This window comes from Rhodanobacter sp. FW101-FHT13A11 (assembly GCF_058790335.1).
In genome coordinates this window covers 68,980-84,999 of record NZ_JBYTCN010000001.1, presented here as the reverse complement: position 1 = coordinate 84,999, position 16,020 = coordinate 68,980, and the positions used below count along the sequence as shown (strand labels likewise).

General features: G+C 59.8%; 14 protein-coding genes. 4 read left to right on the top strand and 10 right to left on the bottom strand.

Annotated elements, in window-relative coordinates; all coding sequences use genetic code 11:
• The first annotated feature begins 2 nt into the window (after positions 1 to 2).
• Entirely contained in the window at positions 3 to 827 is an 825-nt protein-coding gene (locus AC3WRN_RS00375; RefSeq protein WP_492621427.1) for a cobalamin-binding protein, read from the top strand.
• Between the two features lie 766 nt (positions 828 to 1,593).
• Here AC3WRN_RS00375 and AC3WRN_RS00370 read toward each other — a convergent pair.
• Positions 1,594 to 2,169: a YggT family protein gene (locus AC3WRN_RS00370; protein WP_492621426.1), complete on the bottom strand. Its 576-nt coding sequence runs from the start codon at positions 2,167 to 2,169 to the stop codon at positions 1,594 to 1,596.
• Complete coding sequence (gene proC, locus AC3WRN_RS00365) at positions 2,166 to 2,990, bottom strand: pyrroline-5-carboxylate reductase (protein WP_068093290.1); 825 nt, start codon at positions 2,988 to 2,990, stop codon at positions 2,166 to 2,168. The genes AC3WRN_RS00370 and proC overlap by 4 nt, the downstream gene beginning before the upstream one ends.
• Positions 2,991 to 3,335: 345 nt before the next feature.
• Between proC and AC3WRN_RS00360 the strand changes: the two genes are divergently transcribed.
• The 3 genes from AC3WRN_RS00360 (at position 3,336) to AC3WRN_RS00350 (ending at position 6,384) form a co-directional block, all read left to right on the top strand.
• Positions 3,336 to 4,373, top strand: a complete 1,038-nt coding sequence (locus AC3WRN_RS00360) for a type IV pilus twitching motility protein PilT (RefSeq protein ID WP_068093292.1) — start codon at positions 3,336 to 3,338, stop codon at positions 4,371 to 4,373.
• A 191-nt stretch (positions 4,374 to 4,564) separates the two neighbouring features.
• Positions 4,565 to 5,731 carry a PilT/PilU family type 4a pilus ATPase gene (locus tag AC3WRN_RS00355; RefSeq protein WP_068093294.1) on the top strand — a complete coding sequence of 389 codons (1,167 nt, stop codon included), beginning with the start codon at positions 4,565 to 4,567 and terminating at the stop codon, positions 5,729 to 5,731.
• Between the two features lie 113 nt (positions 5,732 to 5,844).
• Positions 5,845 to 6,384: a hypothetical protein gene (locus tag AC3WRN_RS00350; RefSeq protein ID WP_492621425.1), complete on the top strand. Its 540-nt coding sequence runs from the start codon at positions 5,845 to 5,847 to the stop codon at positions 6,382 to 6,384.
• On the opposite strand, the gene AC3WRN_RS00345 is transcribed toward AC3WRN_RS00350, so the two are convergent.
• The 8 genes from AC3WRN_RS00345 to AC3WRN_RS00310 form a co-directional block, all read right to left on the bottom strand.
• The gene (locus tag AC3WRN_RS00345) at positions 6,381 to 7,493 is read right to left on the bottom strand and encodes an IS1595 family transposase (protein WP_492621424.1); all 1,113 of its coding nucleotides are present in this window, start codon (positions 7,491 to 7,493) and stop codon (positions 6,381 to 6,383) included. The two genes, AC3WRN_RS00350 and AC3WRN_RS00345, sit on opposite strands and share 4 nt — an antisense overlap.
• Before the next feature lie 870 nt (positions 7,494 to 8,363).
• A complete protein-coding gene (locus tag AC3WRN_RS00340) occupies positions 8,364 to 9,056 on the bottom strand; it encodes a metallophosphoesterase family protein (RefSeq protein ID WP_492621423.1) in 693 nt (230 codons plus the stop codon).
• Positions 9,053 to 9,547, bottom strand: a complete 495-nt coding sequence (locus AC3WRN_RS00335) for a hypothetical protein (protein ID WP_492621422.1) — start codon at positions 9,545 to 9,547, stop codon at positions 9,053 to 9,055. Before AC3WRN_RS00335 ends, AC3WRN_RS00340 begins: the two co-directional genes overlap by 4 nt.
• Positions 9,548 to 9,765: 218 nt before the next feature.
• Entirely contained in the window at positions 9,766 to 10,878 is a 1,113-nt protein-coding gene (locus AC3WRN_RS00330) for a PIN-like domain-containing protein (protein ID WP_492621421.1), read from the bottom strand.
• A 3-nt stretch (positions 10,879 to 10,881) separates the two neighbouring features.
• Positions 10,882 to 11,412 (bottom strand): hypothetical protein, encoded by a 531-nt coding sequence (locus AC3WRN_RS00325; protein ID WP_492621420.1) that lies wholly within the window; start codon positions 11,410 to 11,412, stop codon positions 10,882 to 10,884.
• Positions 11,409 to 13,082 (bottom strand): DEAD/DEAH box helicase family protein, encoded by a 1,674-nt coding sequence (locus tag AC3WRN_RS00320; RefSeq protein WP_492621419.1) that lies wholly within the window; start codon positions 13,080 to 13,082, stop codon positions 11,409 to 11,411. Before AC3WRN_RS00320 ends, AC3WRN_RS00325 begins: the two co-directional genes overlap by 4 nt.
• Entirely contained in the window at positions 13,082 to 15,412 is a 2,331-nt protein-coding gene (locus tag AC3WRN_RS00315) for an ATP-binding protein (RefSeq protein ID WP_492621418.1), read from the bottom strand. The genes AC3WRN_RS00320 and AC3WRN_RS00315 overlap by 1 nt, the downstream gene beginning before the upstream one ends.
• A gap of 17 nt (positions 15,413 to 15,429) precedes the next feature.
• Positions 15,430 to 15,888, bottom strand: a complete 459-nt coding sequence (locus AC3WRN_RS00310; protein ID WP_492621742.1) for a very short patch repair endonuclease — start codon at positions 15,886 to 15,888, stop codon at positions 15,430 to 15,432.
• Positions 15,889 to 16,020 lie beyond the last annotated feature (132 nt).

Here is a 16,020-nt window from a genome sequence, read left to right as displayed (position 1 = left end):
GCATGGATCACGTCGCAGCGGATTCCGGCTTGCCTGACCACTTCCCCCAGCGCATCGTCTGCCTCACCGAGGAGCCCACCGAGGTGCTGTATGCGCTGGGCGAGGAGCGCCGCATCGTCGGCATCTCCGGCTTCACCGTGCGGCCGCCGCGCGCGCGCAAGGAGAAGCCGAAGGTCTCCGCCTTCACCAGCGCGAAGATCGGCGAGATCCTGAAGCTGGAGCCGGACCTGGCGATCGGCTTCTCCGACATCCAGGCCGATATCGCCCGCGAGCTGGTCAAGGCCGGCGTCGAGGTGTGGATCAGCAACCACCGCAGCGTGGACGGCATTCTTGCCTACATCCGCCGGCTGGGCGCAATGGTCGGCGCGCATGTCAAGGCCGAGGCCTACGCGCAGCGCGCCGAGCGGCACATCGCCGACATTCGCGCCGCCGCGGCGCAACTGCCGCGTCGACCGAAAGTGTACTTCGAGGAATGGGACGAACCCATCATCACCGGCATCCGCTGGGTGGCCGAACTGATCCAGCTCGCCGGCGGCAACGACTGCTTCCCCGAACTGGCCCGCGAACCGCTGGCGAAGCAGCGCATCCTGCCGAACGGCGACGAGGTGGTGCGCCGCGCGCCGGACATCATCCTCGGCTCGTGGTGCGGCAAGCGCTTCCGCCCGGAGAAGGTGGCGGCCCGCCCCGGCTGGGGCGCGATCCCTGCCGTGCGCGACGGCGAGCTGCACGAGGTCAAGTCGCCGATCATCCTGCAGCCGGGGCCGGCGGCATTGTTTGACGGGTTGGACGAGATCCATCGGATCATCAGGAAGTGGGCCCTGTGCTGAGCTTTTCGTGCTCTTGTGGAGGCAACTTTAGTCGCGACTGCTCTTTAGTTCTTGCTGCTTCAGAGCAAGAGCTTTCGTCCTCCTTCGGAGGCCGAGTTACTTTCTCTTTGCGTGGCCAAAGAGAAAGTAACCAAAGAGAAAGGCCACCCCGCTTACGCGCCTTGCGGGCATCCTGCCCGCAAGGTTCGCGGTCGGGTTACGGGGTTTGTCGACAGGGCATCCTGCCCTGACGCCAAACTGGCTTGCATCCATGCAAGCCACCCTTCGGGCTTTTCCTCCACCCGCCCGCCGCTTCAGAGGGGACCCCGGGTAGAGCAGCGGGCCGTCGTGGCCCGCACTCTTCAGAAGGGCCAGGTCAACAGCCGGAGCCAGATCAACAACCGGAGCCAGATCAACAACAGAGCAACGCTTCGCTTTGGCTCTGGTCTTTCAGCTCTTCACCGAGTGCGGGCCACGATGGCCCGCTGCTCTACCCGGGGTCCCTTGCGCGGCGGTGAGTCGGGGACGACAGGCCGCGCAGCGGGAACCGACAGGGATGTCGGTTCCTTTTCGCACGGGCAGGATGCCCGTTCGAAAAGCCCGGCCCCGGCTCACGGACTTGCCGGGCAGGAGCCCGGCAAGCGCCAAGCGGGGTGCCCCTCTCTTTGGTTACTTTCTCTCGGGCAAGCGAGAGAAAGTGACTCGCCCTCCGAAGGAGGACGAAAGCTTTTGCTTCAAGGTTCTTGCTTCACGAATGATCAAGCGCCCACTACGAGAGAGAGAAAACTCAGCTGCCCATGGCCAGTCGGGCACCGAGGTCAAGCAGCGGGGCGGCGATCAGCAGCCGCGCCAGCAACAATACGATCATCACCGCCATCGGCGCGAAGTCGATCTGGCCGACGATCAGCTTGCCGTGCAGCGGGCGCAGCAGCGGGGCGACGATGCGGTCGGCGAGCTGCAGCAGGGGATGGCGGCGGTCCACCGAGAACATGCTCAGCAGCGACCAGCCGAAGATCAGCACCAGGTAGAACAGCAGCACGAAGTCGAGCAGTTCGGCCAGTGACAGCACGATCAGGCCAAGCGGGTGCGGCATCGCGCCGAGCAGGGCGAACAGCAGCAGGCGCTTGACCAGCATTGCCAGCCACGCCAGCAGCAGGGCGGCCAGGTTGATCCGGCGCCAGTTCGGCAGCACGCGGCGGATGGGCGCCAGCACCGGGTTGGTGGTGCGGTAGACGAACTGGCTCAGCGGGTTGTGGAAGTCCGCGCGGCAAGCCTCGGCGGCCACGCGCAGCAGCAGCAGGGTGATGACGGCGTCGAATGCCAGGTCGACCAGCATGGATAGTGCATTCAGCAGATAGCTCACGGCAGCTTGTCCAGTTCGGCGGCGAGTTCCGTGCCGCGCCGCGTGGCGGCGGCGACGGCGCGGGCGACGACGTGCGGCAGGCCGTCGGCGGCGAAGCTTTCCAGCGCGGCCTGGGTGGTGCCGTTGGGCGAGGTGACGCGCCGGCGCAGCACGGCCGGATCTTCGCCACCCTCGACCAGCATGCGGCCGGCGCCGAGGCAGGTTTGCGCGGCGAGTGCGCGGGCGGTGTCGCGCGGCAGGCCTTGCGCCACCGCGGCCGCTTCCAGCGCCTCGACCAGGGCGAAGAAGTAGGCGGGCCCGGAACCGGACAGGGCGGTGACGGTATCCATCGACGCCTCGTCGTCGATCCAGCGGGTGATCCCGGCGGCATCGAGGATGTGCTGCGCCTGCGCTTTCTGCGCCGGGCTGACCCGGCTGTTCGCGCACAGGCCGGTGGCGCCGGCGCCGATCAGCGCGGGCGTGTTCGGCATGCAGCGAACGATCGGCAGGGTGGTTCCGAACCAGCGCTCCAGCTGGTCCAGCCGCACGCCGGCGGCGATCGAGATCAGCAGCGGCCGGTGGCGCTGCAGGATGTCGCGCAACTCGGCGTGGATTGCCGGCATCACCTGCGGCTTCACCGCCAGCAGGATGATCTCGGCGTCAGCCACGGCCAACCGGTTCTCGGCGTAGCAGGCGACGCCGAAGTCGCGGCCGAGCGCCTGGCGCGCTTCGGCCAGCGGTTCGGCCACGCTGAGGGTGGCCGGCGCCACGCCGTTTTTCAGCAGGCCGCCGATCAGGCTGCGCGCCATGTTGCCGCCGCCGATGAAGGCTAGTCGTGTCATGCGGGGTTCCTCGTCCGTCCAGGCCGCTTACCTTACCGGAGCCGGCGTCGCGATGAGAGTTTTTGCCGGCCGGCGCGCCTCGAGGGGCCGCCGGATGACGTTTTTTCGACCCGCTCCGCAAACCGGGTCGACAGTTTGCGTCACGGCACCCGTCAAGACTGGTCGCACGGCCGGTCGCGCGAGTAGTATCGACGCGGCTACAGGGGGATTCGGGCCGTTCGTCCAGGTGGTTCGGTGGCGCCTGCGCCATGCGCTGCGGCACACCACGCCCGCGAGAGTCATCGAAACCCCGGTGTGGCGCGCGAATTTACGCCATCCAGACGATCGGATTGAGGGAAACGACAGATGGACATTGCCGAACTGCTTGCCTTCTCGGTGAAGAACAAGGCCTCGGACTTGCACCTGTCCGCCGGCTTGCCGCCGATGATCCGCGTCGACGGCGACGTGCGCCGCATCAACATCCCCGCGCTCGAGCACAAGCAGGTGCACTCGCTGGTCTACGACATCATGTCGGACAAGCAGCGGCGCGACTACGAGGAGTTCCTTGAAACCGACTTCTCGTTCGAGATTCCCGGCCTGGCGCGCTTCCGCGTCAACGCGTTCACCCAGAACCGCGGCGCCGGCGCGGTGTTCCGCACCATTCCCTCCGAGGTGCTGACGCTGGAGGATCTCGGCGCGCCGCGCGTGTTCAAGGAGCTGATCGAGCAGCCGCAGGGCCTGATCCTGGTGACCGGGCCGACCGGCTCGGGCAAGTCGACCACGCTGGCGGCGATGGTCGACCACATCAACAAGAGCGAATACGGCCACATGCTCACGATCGAGGACCCGATCGAGTTCGTACATACCTCGCAGAAGTGCCTGGTCAACCAGCGCGAGGTGCACCGCGACACGCATGGCTTCAACGAGGCGCTGCGCTCGGCGTTGCGCGAGGATCCAGACTTCATCCTGGTCGGCGAGTTGCGCGACCTGGAAACCATCCGCTTGGCGCTGACCGCCGCGGAAACCGGCCACCTGGTCTTCGCCACCGTGCACACCAGTTCGGCGGCGAAGACCATCGACCGCATCATCGACGTGTTCCCCGCCGGCGAGAAGCCGATGGTGCGCTCGATGCTGTCCGAGTCGTTGCGCGCGGTGATCTCGCAGTCGCTGCTGAAGAAGGTGGGCGGCGGGCGCATCGCGGCGCACGAGATCATGGTCGGCATCCCGGCCATCCGCAACCTGATCCGCGAGGACAAGGTGGCGCAGATGTATTCGTCGATCCAGACCGGCCAGCAGTTCGGCATGCAGACGCTGGACCAGTGCCTGCAGGACCTGGTCAAGCGCGGCCTGGTGACCCGGCAGGAGGCTTCCAGCTACGCCAAGAACAAGGACGGTTTCAAGTGAAGCCGGGATTGGCGATAGGGGATTCGGGATTGGCAAGTGCCAAAGCCCGGGCTCCGGTCTCGGTTTTCCGGATCTTTGCAAATTCCAATGGATCGGGTCGGCAATGCGGGATGCCATTGGTGTTGACGAATCCCGGCTTTCAACAGACGAATGTCTGGTCATCCCGAATCTCGAATCCCTGAGGTACCGTCATGAGCGACTTCGATTTCACCTCATTCCTGAAACTGATGGTGCACAAGAAGGCCTCCGACCTGTTCATCACGGCCGGTGTCGCTCCTTCGATGAAAGTGCAGGGCCGGATCGTGCCGATCACGCAGAGTCCGCTGAGCATCCAGCAGGCGCGCGACATGGTGCTCAACGTGATGACGCCGGGCCAGCGCGAGGAGTTCGAGAAGACCCACGAGTGCCAGTTCGCGATCTCTGCGCAGGGCGTGGGCCGCTTCCGCGTGTCGTGCTTCTACCAGCGCAACTGCGTGGGCATGGTGCTGCGCCGGATCGAGTCGAAGATCCCCACGATCGAGGAACTGACGCTGCCGCCGGTGATCAAGCAGCTGGCGATGACCAAGCGCGGCATCATCGTCTTCGTCGGCGCCACCGGCTCGGGCAAATCGACCTCGCTGGCGTCGATGATCGGCTACCGCAACCAGAATTCGACCGGCCACATCATCACGATCGAGGACCCGATCGAGTACGTGCACAAGCACGAGGGCTGCATCATCACCCAGCGCGAGGTCGGCATCGACACCGACAGCTGGGACAATGCGCTGAAGAACACCCTGCGCCAGGCGCCGGACGTGATCATGATCGGCGAAGTGCGCACGCGCGAGGGCATGGACCACGCGATCGCCTTCGCCGAAACCGGCCATCTGGTGCTGTGCACGCTGCACGCGAACAACGCGAACCAGGCGATGGACCGCATCCTGCACTTCTTCCCGGAAGATCGCCGCCAGCAGCTGCTGATGGACCTGTCGCTGAACCTGAAGGGCATCGTGGCGCAGATGCTGATCCCCACCCCCGACGGCAAGGCGCGGCGGGTGGCGGTGGAGATCCTGCTGGGCACGCCGCTGGTGCAGGACTACATCCGCCAGGGCGAGATCCACAAGCTGAAGGAAGTGATGAAGGAATCCACCCTGCTCGGCATGAAGACCTTCGACCAGAGCCTGGTCGAGCTGTACCACGCCGGCGAGATCAGCTACGAGGACGCGCTGCGTTACGCCGACAGCTCCAACGAGGTGCGCTTGCGCATCAAGCTGGCGCAGGGGGGCGACGCGCACACCCTGTCACAGGGCCTGGACGGCGTGGAGCTGGAGGAAACCCGCGACTCGCAGAATTTCAGCAGCAATTTCCTGAACCGCTGAACGCCGCAACTGCGGCATCGCGAAAGGCGCCTGCGGGCGCCTTTTCGTTTTTGGCGCGCCATTTGGTAGCAAATGCCCCAAGTATGGAGAGCTAGAACTCGATAGGGTGAGCCATGACTTGGCGCACCCCACCTTCACTCAAATGGCTGATTACAAAGCGCTCTCGCTTGTCGGGAGCGCTTCTTAAGCTTGACGACGAACGAACGAAATTGCGCGACAAGATCCGCTCTCTTGATCGCCGCGCCAGCGCGCTACAAGAGCAACTAGCCGCACTTGATCAAACGTTTGGTCTTCATGAGATCTCCATGGAGCCAACGATTATCCGGCCAGTTCGACCACACACACATACAGGCCGGTCGCTGTTACCTCATGGACAGTTGAGTCGCGTCATGTTCCACGAGCTGCGCTTGGCTGGCGGTTGGCTGTCAACAACCGGAATGCTTGCTCGGGTCTTGGATCACCTTCCAGAAGGACATCCATTTGATCCAGAAATCGTACGCCTTTGCATCCGAAAACGGCTTTGGGCCTTGTCCAGAAAAGGGCTTATCGAACGACGCAATGCCGGCATTTCTGCCGCCGGGATGCATGATGGCAGCACCGAGACCTACTGGCGGCTCGCTGCTGTGGCTGCGCACGATGCCTCTTCCATTTAGTTAGGGATGCGACCAAGAAAGTAGTCGAGCCCGAGCTCCCCTTGTCTGTGTCGTCCCTGCCAGTAGCCAGTCCACCATCGGGACACCGGAGCAGTCATCAATCCAATCAACAACAAGCGAAACCTCTCATCCTGAGCATGCCGTCGATGATTCTCCCGCCACACGAACTCACAGGCATAGTCCTGCATGTACTTCGGGCGGAAGCCATGCAACGTGCCGTATTCACTTCGCCGGAAGCGACTGAAGAGCGTTTCACACATATTGTCTGAAACACCCTCTGGCGTGCTGAACTCGTGTGCGTGAGACACCGTATAGTGTTCAGCGGCGAACGCACTGACGATGCTGTACGCCCAGCTCTCGTCTGTCATCACCCGGGCATCGGGCCGGACGAAGTTTTTTACCAGGCGTGTTACCTCCGTTTCATTTTCCGCGGAACACACAAAGGCCATGGCTCGGTGGGAACCCATCCGCCGTCCCGCAGATTCGCACAATGCAATCACTACACGCTTGCAAGCACGTTTGCACCAGTTCCTATAGGTCATACCGGCCTCGATCCAAGGATGACTTGCATCCTTGGGTGCCTTTGTTCCGAAGCGGATCTTCAATGCATCCTTAGGCATACGAGCCCGACGATTGGGCTTGCGGGGTTTGCCCCCGAAGTAGCCACCGTCCATGTGCACCGTACCTTCCAAAGGGCGAAGATCCATGTCATGCACCATCCACTCGCGAATCTTGCCGAAGAAAGCTTGGGCGGTCTTGGGAGTGCAGCCTACGCGACGTGATGCTTCAAGTAGTGATTGGCCCTTGGCGCCATTTTCGAAGGCAGCGAACAGTCGAAGAATGTCAGTGAGGGGCAACTTATGCCCATGAAATGGGGTGCCGCTGGTCACGCTGAATTCGTGACCACAGCTGGCATTGGCGCAGCGCCATCGCCGCGTCCTGACACGTCGATAGTGCTTACGAAACAGGCCGCAAGAGGGACACCCCTGTTTGTCAGTCACGTCCCACCGGGCTACGGCCAGCCACAACTCGGCTTCATCCTCAGTCAGACGGTTGATTTTTCGAGCGAAATTTCGCGATTCCTTGGAGTGCAGGAAGTGCTGCGTCATCCGTGTTGCCCAGGCAAATGGATGCAGTGGTCCGTCCCTAGACGGGCCGCCGGACTGGAGTAGTCCACCGGGCACGCAACAATCCGCCGCACCTGAAAAGGCACGTTGCAAATCGTTGGGTGATGACGCAGAATGGAATTGCAGCCGCTTGTAAAACTGCAATCCAACGAAGGCCTAGTTGCCCCTGCCAGGGCGCTGGGCCTTCGTACGTCTAGGACCCGGATTTTCAAATCAAGATTAGGGTCATCTCAAGAGCATCGGTATTCCTCTGCTAGTTACGGGAAAAGAACGAAAAAAAGCACGAGGCCGAGAACGCCTCATGCTCTTGGAAAACTTCCTACATCCCTTGCGCTGCTGCGGTGGCTGACTCAGAGTCAGAGTCGACCGATTCAATCCATCGCGATATATCCGACGTCTTGGCAAACCATCCGCGACGCCCATCGAGGCGACATAGCGTAAAGGGCAATCGTCCGCGACGCCTTGCAGCTATCAAGGCTTGCAGTGATGGATAAGACAGTAAATCAGCGGCCTTACCGGCTGGGACGTAAGGGCCGTAGTGAAGAATGAGAGTCAGTTCGAGCGGTGATCTATACATCACACCTTGCACCGGCATGTTGTGGCTTGGCGTATGCTGGCGCGGACTAACGCGTTACGTCAACAGAAAATTGTAAGATAAATCATCAATTTACTGTCGTTATGAATTTTTGATCGAGAGTCAGAAAAGTGTCGTAATGGATTTCTACTAAATCGACCTCACTGATTTGTGTAGCGATCATCGTGATCGCCCTAATTGCGAGCGAGCGGCATTGACCCGCGCCAAGCTAATCAGTTCGTGGCTGTCGTTCGCCCACTGTGTCGAGAAAAAGTAATTCATTCATACGTGCTCGACACGATGCGTCCCTGCTCATCGCGGATCTCGCAGTAGGCGACGCCAAACGGCTTAAAGCCGAGTCGCCTGGTTTCTTCCTCGCTGTACTCGATGTGCTCGTGGTGGTGGCCGTGATAGGCCACCCGAACGCCAAGGCTATCCGCTAGGTCATCGATCGCCTGGAAGCCATACGGATGGCAACTCGGTGCTTCGTGTGTGACCAGCACGTCCGCCTTTTCCTGCAGGAGCGCGTCGTAGTCGCTCGGGAAAATGCTGCTCCGGTGTTTCCGCGGTAGGCCGCCACGCCAGCGATTACCCTTGCCACACAGGGCAATGTAGGCCTCCGCCGACGGGTAGCGCGGCTTGTCAGGTGCGAGCCAAACCTGGCCACGGAAGATTCCGCCGAGTCCAGCGATGCGAACATCGGCGACTTCGACCACGCGACCATGCAGGTTGCGACCAGCCAGTGACGATCCGAACAGATGGTCGTAGTCGGCATCGCTGTCGGTGTCGTGGTTCCCGTGGATCCACCAGACCTCCGTGCGATGGAGGATCGGCCGCAAGGCCAACTCCAGCGGCTCCTGTGCCTGCACGTCGCCCAACAGCACGATGGCCGCAGGCCGATGGGCATGCACTGCCTCAATGATGTGTTCGAAGCGGCCGTGGGGATCACCGCAGAAGAAGATTCGGTTCACGATCGCTGGCTCAACCAGGCACCGCGCAAAGCCAGCGCGTCTACGCCGGCATGGTGTCGCCGCAGCTGGTGTTCCGGGTGATCACGCCACCACCGCTCTCGGGCAGCATCCAATTCGAGATGTTGCCACCGGAAATTCGATAACACTGGGCCTTCGGGTTCTGGCTCGTCCAGGCCATCGAGCACGAACTGGCACAGCGCGCGATCGTGGGGCGAGTCATAAACGATCAACGGGTTCGGAATCGCCGCGAAGAATGTCCGAAGGCGACGCGTAAGCAGGGGATCAGGCATAGCCGCCATCCCGCGCTCCAATAGCGGGTACACGGCAACGCGAACAAACGGCATTGGGTCGGAAGGTAGGGGATCACGCTCTGCGTAGAACTCATGGTGTCGATCGGCTGACATCAGACCGATCGACACCAGCTCGCTGGCCAGCACGTCTGCCCATTCGCAGTCGAGGAAGAGAGTCGTCACGTTGTCGATTTCAACCAACTGGTCAGCGTTTGCGATTCATTGAGTTCCAACGTAGGCCCGCAGCTGACCAAACGGTTGGCTGATCACCTGGTCGCTTTCGCCGTCGTCCAGGGGGCCAGGTGTGCGGCTGTCGCCAAGCCAATCTGCTGCGATTCGTGGGCGGAGTCGCCCGGTACTACCCAGCCTGGCGGCAGGAGCTGGCTACATAAGGTACCTACAAAATTAGGACGTATCACTCAATTAATACCAACGGATTGAACTGTTACGCCTGACAACATTGAATGATTCAATCGCTGGATTTCCTCATTCAACGCATCCAGCCGGGCTCGCAGCGACGTGCGATCCATTTTCGAACGATCCCTGTCGATACTCGGGATGCCGGAAAGCAGGCGAATTATCTCCTCCCGCTCATCCTCCAGGCTCGTGATTCGCAGGGTCAACTCGCGCAGGATCTCCTCTGCTTCCTGTACTCGAAGCTTTGCAAGTTCGTCCCCGAGAAGGCTTTTTGCGACCTCGTCCACGCTGCCTTTGATTTCCTGATGGCGTTCCGCAGCCACCCTGAGAAAATTGGTGAATTCGTAGATCAGGAAATCCTGACCGGTGGCCATTCGAAACTCCTCGACGAGCTCAGGTCGCGGGCCAAGCTTACGGCCACGATGCAGCCACCACCAATCCTCTTTGACGTCATCAGAAATAAAGATGATAGGCCGATTTTCCTTGACAGCCTTCGTGATCATGTCTTTCCAGATGATCAGGTCCCCGTACTTGTCAACATCCCCATCCTTCTTGATGTCCTTGAATCCAGGCGGCAATTTCTTCGAATATCTTTCCTCGCCTTCTTTCTTGATCGCACTGAGCTGCTCTTGGGTCCACTTATCGCCGACTCGACCATCAAGGAGCGCCGTCAATTGGTCGACCGCTGCCTGAATCTCATCGCTAGGGTGTTGCTTCGCCGCTGCATCCATGCGCCTGCGAAAGTCCTCTAGGAAGACATCAATAGCTGCGAGCTCGCGCTCTACGCTGATCAGCGGGTGGGCACGCAGTTGCTTGAGTCTCTCCCTAGCCTGATTGAGGATGCTTTCGTAATCGGATTTTAATCGCTGATACGCGTCTTGCGCCCCCAATTCAACATCGAGGCGGTTGCGATGGAACTCGTGGCCAACCTGGTAGGGAATCCAGAGCGACTCCCTAAGTGCACTGAAAAGACGCAATAATTCGTCGCGAATCCTGGCGGGATGCCTGAGGCAATGAAGAAGCACGTTGGCATCAGGGACGAAAATCGCACGATCCCACACCTTCGCCACGAACTCGGGCTTCCTTGGATACCAACCAAAGAACCTGTCCTTCATAACTTACTCCAGCCAAACCACCTTCTTGATATCTAGTCGCCGTGCCGCATCGCGCACCAACAAACGCATCCGATCGCTTTCAGTATTACCGCTTTCAAGCAGAACTACGCCGTATGGCGAATAGGTTTTCTTTACCTGCCCGCGCACGAAAACCGCCATCAGCACGGACTTCCAATCGCGACTCCGCCCCCAGCCGATCACGCGACCATCGTCGAGGCGTCGCCCGTGTGGTTTTATGTACTCCTCCACGGGTTTATCGCTTTTCGTCATCCCAAGCAGGCGCCAAACCTCGTTTTCGTCGAGCTTCAAGCGTGCGCGCACATAGGGCTTTACCAGGGAATCCTTGATGTAGACCCTGACCTTCCGAGGATCCATATAGCCAGCGAGCTGCCCCCCGATATCCGTGGCCGTAGTCCATTGCTCATAGTAGCGGGTGCGATCGTTATCGGTTATTGAGACCCAACCCAAATCGTCGCATCGCTTCCACAGTTCCTCTTTTATTTGGTCGCGGATCTTCGTCGGGATTACTTTCATTGAACGTTGCCACCATTGTGAGGATTGGGGAAATCGAATTCCGGCAATTCGAGTGTTGGATCGCTCTCGCGAATAAACAGATCAGCCTGATCTTTCATCCATTCGAGCATGAAGCTCCCGGCGCCCTCGTCCCGAAACTGGACCAGGCCCGGGAGCGGCAAATGTTCGATATCACCTTTTACCGATCTCTCCAGTTCAACGACCTCTGCCAGCCGGCGCAGATCGCTGACAAAATCCAGGACGACAACTTTCTTTTTGAGGGGACTGATTCGCAACCCCCTTCCCAATTGTTGCACGAAGATTCGGCGGCTATGGGTGACTCTCATGAAAACGATCATGTCCACGTTTGGGACATCGACGCCTTCGTTGAATAGATCTCGCGTCGTGACTACATCGATGGCGCCCTTCCTGAAGGCAGCCATGGTCTTGTCGCGCTCCCTGGGGGACATATCACCTATGATCGGTTCCGCGCGGAACCCGAAGAGACGCAGCATTGATGCGAAACTCTTGGCATGAGTTACCGATGAGCAGAAGACGATAGCGGAGCGACGGGCTTCCTCGTCGAACACCGCACGCATGGTGCGCGCCGCCTCCTCATCCCTGGTCGGTAACAGCAGAAGCCGATTGAGTTGCTTGATCGAATACTTGTTCTTGGAACGATCGCGGACCAGGGACCAGTCGATGTTGTCGGCCAGCAACCGGTAATCTGCCTCACACAGAAAGCCCCGACGCAAGCCCTCGGCGATGCCAATTTGCGCGACCGGAGGACCAAGAAGATGGTCGATGTCGTACCCATCCCCTCGCCACGGGGTGGCCGTGACTCCGCCAATCATTGAGCTGGCGAAGGAATCCGTGATTCGGCGAAAGCTGTCCGAACCAACGTGGTGCGCTTCGTCGATTAGAACTAGCCCGAAATCCGGCAGCTCCTCCAAGCGCGACACAGCGCTTTGGACTGTCGCGAACGTAATTCCGTCCCAGCTCGTCGGCGTTTCGCCACCAATCAATCGATGCGTAGCCACCCATTTGGGAAGTTGGTCCCAGAATGAGCGTTGCAGCTGGTCCACCAGCTCTCTCGTTCCCGCCAGCACTAAGGCACGTCCGCTGCGGATAGCTTCGTCGCGAAACAACTGCGCGATACCTTCGGCCAAGATGACTGTCTTTCCCAGCCCGGTCGCCAGCACAGCCTGTGCACGTCCAGTCTCTTTCAGGCAGCTCACGAAGCTTTCGACTGCCTCCGTCTGGTAGTCCCGTAGATCGCGCCGACCCGGGGGGTATTCCGGGCTACACCGCGCCATCTCAAGCAGAGTGGCGGGTTCCAGAATGCCGATCTGGATGCCTAGCGCCGACCAGCGTCGAATGGCTTCGTGCATCGCCGCGCCAACTCGACGGCTGGTCGCAACGTAAAGCCGTTCCGCTCCATAGAAGCGCGAAGCTTCGCCAACTTGATTGACGGCGTCAGGCGTGGGATAGCCGTTGGTGGTGAATTTGCACTGGATGACCCAGAGCTGATCATTCTTCACCCCCAACACATCGGCCCCCATGTCACCGGAGCCACCAACTAGCCTGACATCCTCGAATCCATTGCAGACCAGCAATCTGGCGATATCACGCTCGAAGGCCTGCCATGGGCCTTTCAGTAGGCGTTGCGCATTGAGGAAAGGTTCCAACATCACTCCGCCACGTCTGGCCTCAGCAATCGCAGCGAGCAGATCCCCCGCACTACGACATCACGGTCCGCTCTCTCCAGATCGGCTGGCATTTGATTGGCTAGCCACACGGCATCGCCGAGATAAGCGCCATAACGCGCAACGGTGGCGGCCCGGGCCTCCTCGGAAACCTTCGAATCTCCGAAATCCAGCACTTCATACGGGTCATCCCAGTAGCGGCCGTCCAAGAAAAGTTCCGGATGACATAGGAACAGCTTTCGTACTGTCTCACCGTCAGCGTATTCCCAGTAACGCCCGTCCTGAATCAGCGCTTTGGGATCGGCTGCGCCACGCGCGGCCATCCGCCGTGCTATCACTCCTTTTTCCGCTTCGGACAACTCCGCGTAGATCTCCTGTGCCTTGTCCCCGACAAGCGTAGTCGCTGCGCGGCAAAGATCACCTAGGATGTTGCTTGCGTTCGCGATGATCTCCTGCTCGTCGAGGCGGGTGTCTAAGCAGTATTGCGCCCGGTAATCAGATAACACCGCTGCGACTGTGGTGTCTTGGCTTTGGCCTCGAAGGAACTCGATAGTGCGATGCGTGAGGTCCACAAGCAGCCCATCGATGGGGGTCATTGTCGTTGAACGGAACACGTCATGTGAAAGGTTGACGAGAAAGGCATAGGTTCGAGTCGCCACATCGTCTAGGCGGACGACCCATGGCTGGCCGGGCGGCAATTCAGGATCCTCCGGGTCCACAGCGTAGGCCGCGATTTCGTATTCGACGCGGAAAGTCGGATGCACATACTTACGGGTAAGTTCGAACAGTGGTCGACGCACCGGCGGCGGAACCGGAGCCGCAGTTGGGGGAGGATTGGGAGTTGGAGTCGTCGCGCCATCTCCCTTTGAGGGAGCACCCGCATCCGTAGCGCCACCGAGGAACCCATCGGGGATGGTGCCACCACCGCTCGGGGTATCGCCCAGAATTTTGGCGTCCTGTTCCTCGACTAATTGCCACCAACGTTCATCGGTCAGGTACTCAGGTTCGTTGTTGAAGTACGAGTTCGCCATCTGTTGGGCACGTTCATTGTCCTGGACCACCAGGACACGCGACCACAAGCCGTTCTTTCCTTGCGGGCTGCTACGACGGAAGGCTTGAAACAGTTTGTATAGGGGACTGTGGTTCTCGACGTAACCCTGCTGTTTGGCAAGGTTCGGGCGCAAGGGGCCTTCGCCACGCACCGCCCGCACCATTTCCCTCCACGCTGGATCGTCTCTTTCGAACCGATTTTTCGTGTAGCTAACCTGGCAATGATCCAGGTGGATTTCGCCGACGAATCGACCCCTGCTACGCGGGTCGTCGATGGGGTATTCGACTTCCTGGCTATCGCCATCGTTCCATGTGAACAAGTCCTTGTTGCCTATCTCGATTTTACGACCGTTCCTGACGATGTCGATACCGTAATCAGTTTTGTCGAGATACCGCTGTATGCCGACCCATCCTTTGATTCTGCGCTGAGTCTCCACGACCTGGCAATTAGGGCTCCCGGTGGGACATTGCTCCTCATCCTGGTTGAGCACGTGCATGCAATAACCGCAATATCGCCGAGAGGCTAGATGAACATCAAAGCGCTCAACTGCATGTACGACAGTCCCATCGGGCAAGTCGACTTGCCTCGACTCATCCCACACACATGGGCGCAATGGCGTAATCCTCGTGCCACCGAGAGATAACCTTATTGTTCCCGCCTCGGACGCGGAAAGGAGCACGGAATAAGTCTTGGACAAATGCTTGCGTATGGTCGTCCTGTTGCCGGATCGAGCGAAGTACTCCCGCTGATCCCGCTTTAGGCGGGTGATGATGATTTCCGTTCCGTGACTCGTGTGATCCGCTTTCGGTCTTGTTTGCCTGGGAACCTTGTAGTTGTTCGAGGCACGCAGTTCGTTTAGGTCGATTCGAACGCCAACTTGTTCCGGATCTCCCCGCCGGCTTGTCCAGACCTCCGTGACCATGCCAAGTCGAGCGGTGGCAATATTGAACCCCATCCCGAACAAACCGAGCTTGGACAGAGAGTCATTGCCTGACCACCCGGCGCGCAAGGCGCTTTCTAATGTCTCGATCGACATGCCTGGTCCGTTATCCTTGATAGAGACACGGGCATTTTCGATGTCGGATGTCGGGATGGCGACATCTATCTGGGGATGCTCGATTGGTTGCCCGACACGGGCAGCATCGATGAAGCCGTCGATTGAGTTATCTATCAATTCGGCTAGGCAGCGCCATTGCTCGAGATTGATCTCGCCCAACATTTGCAAAACTCGCGGCGAGGGCGTGAGATCCAAATCCTCTATCATGTCTGTATTCCCCTGTCCTATCTCCGTTTATTCGGCTTGGCGAGAACAGTTTCGGCCAACGCGTCTAGCGTCTCCCGATTCAGCTGGCACTCCCAAATCTCGATAACTTCCCAATCCTTGGCTTCCAACCTTGTCCTAACATCCAAATCCCTCGCGCGGTTGCCCTCTAGCTTCGGCTTCCAGAACTCCAGACGAGACTTTGGCATGCGTGCAAGCTTGCAGCCGGGGTCCGGGTGTTGGTGCCAGAAACAACCATGGACGAATATCGCGATGCGTCGTCCGCGAAAAACAATATCAGGCTTCCCCGGTAGATCTTTAACATGCAAACGGTATCGTACCCCCCGTGCATGCAAGTCTCTGCGAACGACCATTTCGAGCCTGGTGTCGCGCCCCTTGATCAGACTCATCTGAGCGCTGCGCTTGGGATCCACTGGGTAGGGCTTTGACGCTGCCACTTTGTTTCGGACCCGAAGCATGAGATTCATAGGCAAAAGCCGGCTCCGCTCGCTCGACAGCATAAGCGTGCCCTCTAAGGATCGCCGTCTTTTTTCCACGACCAACGACAACGCCGAGAGCTTCGTCGGCGCATCGGCGAAAGGGGCTAGCGG

Excerpts from the sequence above, each read along its gene's own strand:
- AC3WRN_RS00355 (WP_068093294.1), top strand. The coding sequence starts at position 4,565 with ATGAGCGACTTCGATTTCACCTCATTCCTGAAACTGATGGTGCACAAG.
- proC (WP_068093290.1), bottom strand. The coding sequence starts at position 2,990 with ATGACACGACTAGCCTTCATCGGCGGCGGCAACATGGCGCGCAGCCTG.
- AC3WRN_RS00375 (WP_492621427.1), top strand. The coding sequence starts at position 3 with ATGGATCACGTCGCAGCGGATTCCGGCTTGCCTGACCACTTCCCCCAG.
- AC3WRN_RS00345 (WP_492621424.1), bottom strand. The coding sequence starts at position 7,493 with ATGACGCAGCACTTCCTGCACTCCAAGGAATCGCGAAATTTCGCTCGA.
- AC3WRN_RS00360 (WP_068093292.1), top strand. The coding sequence starts at position 3,336 with ATGGACATTGCCGAACTGCTTGCCTTCTCGGTGAAGAACAAGGCCTCG.
- AC3WRN_RS00350 (WP_492621425.1), top strand. The coding sequence starts at position 5,845 with ATGACTTGGCGCACCCCACCTTCACTCAAATGGCTGATTACAAAGCGC.
- AC3WRN_RS00320 (WP_492621419.1), bottom strand. The coding sequence starts at position 13,082 with ATGTTGGAACCTTTCCTCAATGCGCAACGCCTACTGAAAGGCCCATGG.
- AC3WRN_RS00315 (WP_492621418.1), bottom strand. The coding sequence starts at position 15,412 with ATGATAGAGGATTTGGATCTCACGCCCTCGCCGCGAGTTTTGCAAATG.
- AC3WRN_RS00310 (WP_492621742.1), bottom strand. The coding sequence starts at position 15,888 with ATGCTTCGGGTCCGAAACAAAGTGGCAGCGTCAAAGCCCTACCCAGTG.
- AC3WRN_RS00330 (WP_492621421.1), bottom strand. The coding sequence starts at position 10,878 with ATGAAGGACAGGTTCTTTGGTTGGTATCCAAGGAAGCCCGAGTTCGTG.
- AC3WRN_RS00325 (WP_492621420.1), bottom strand. The coding sequence starts at position 11,412 with ATGAAAGTAATCCCGACGAAGATCCGCGACCAAATAAAAGAGGAACTG.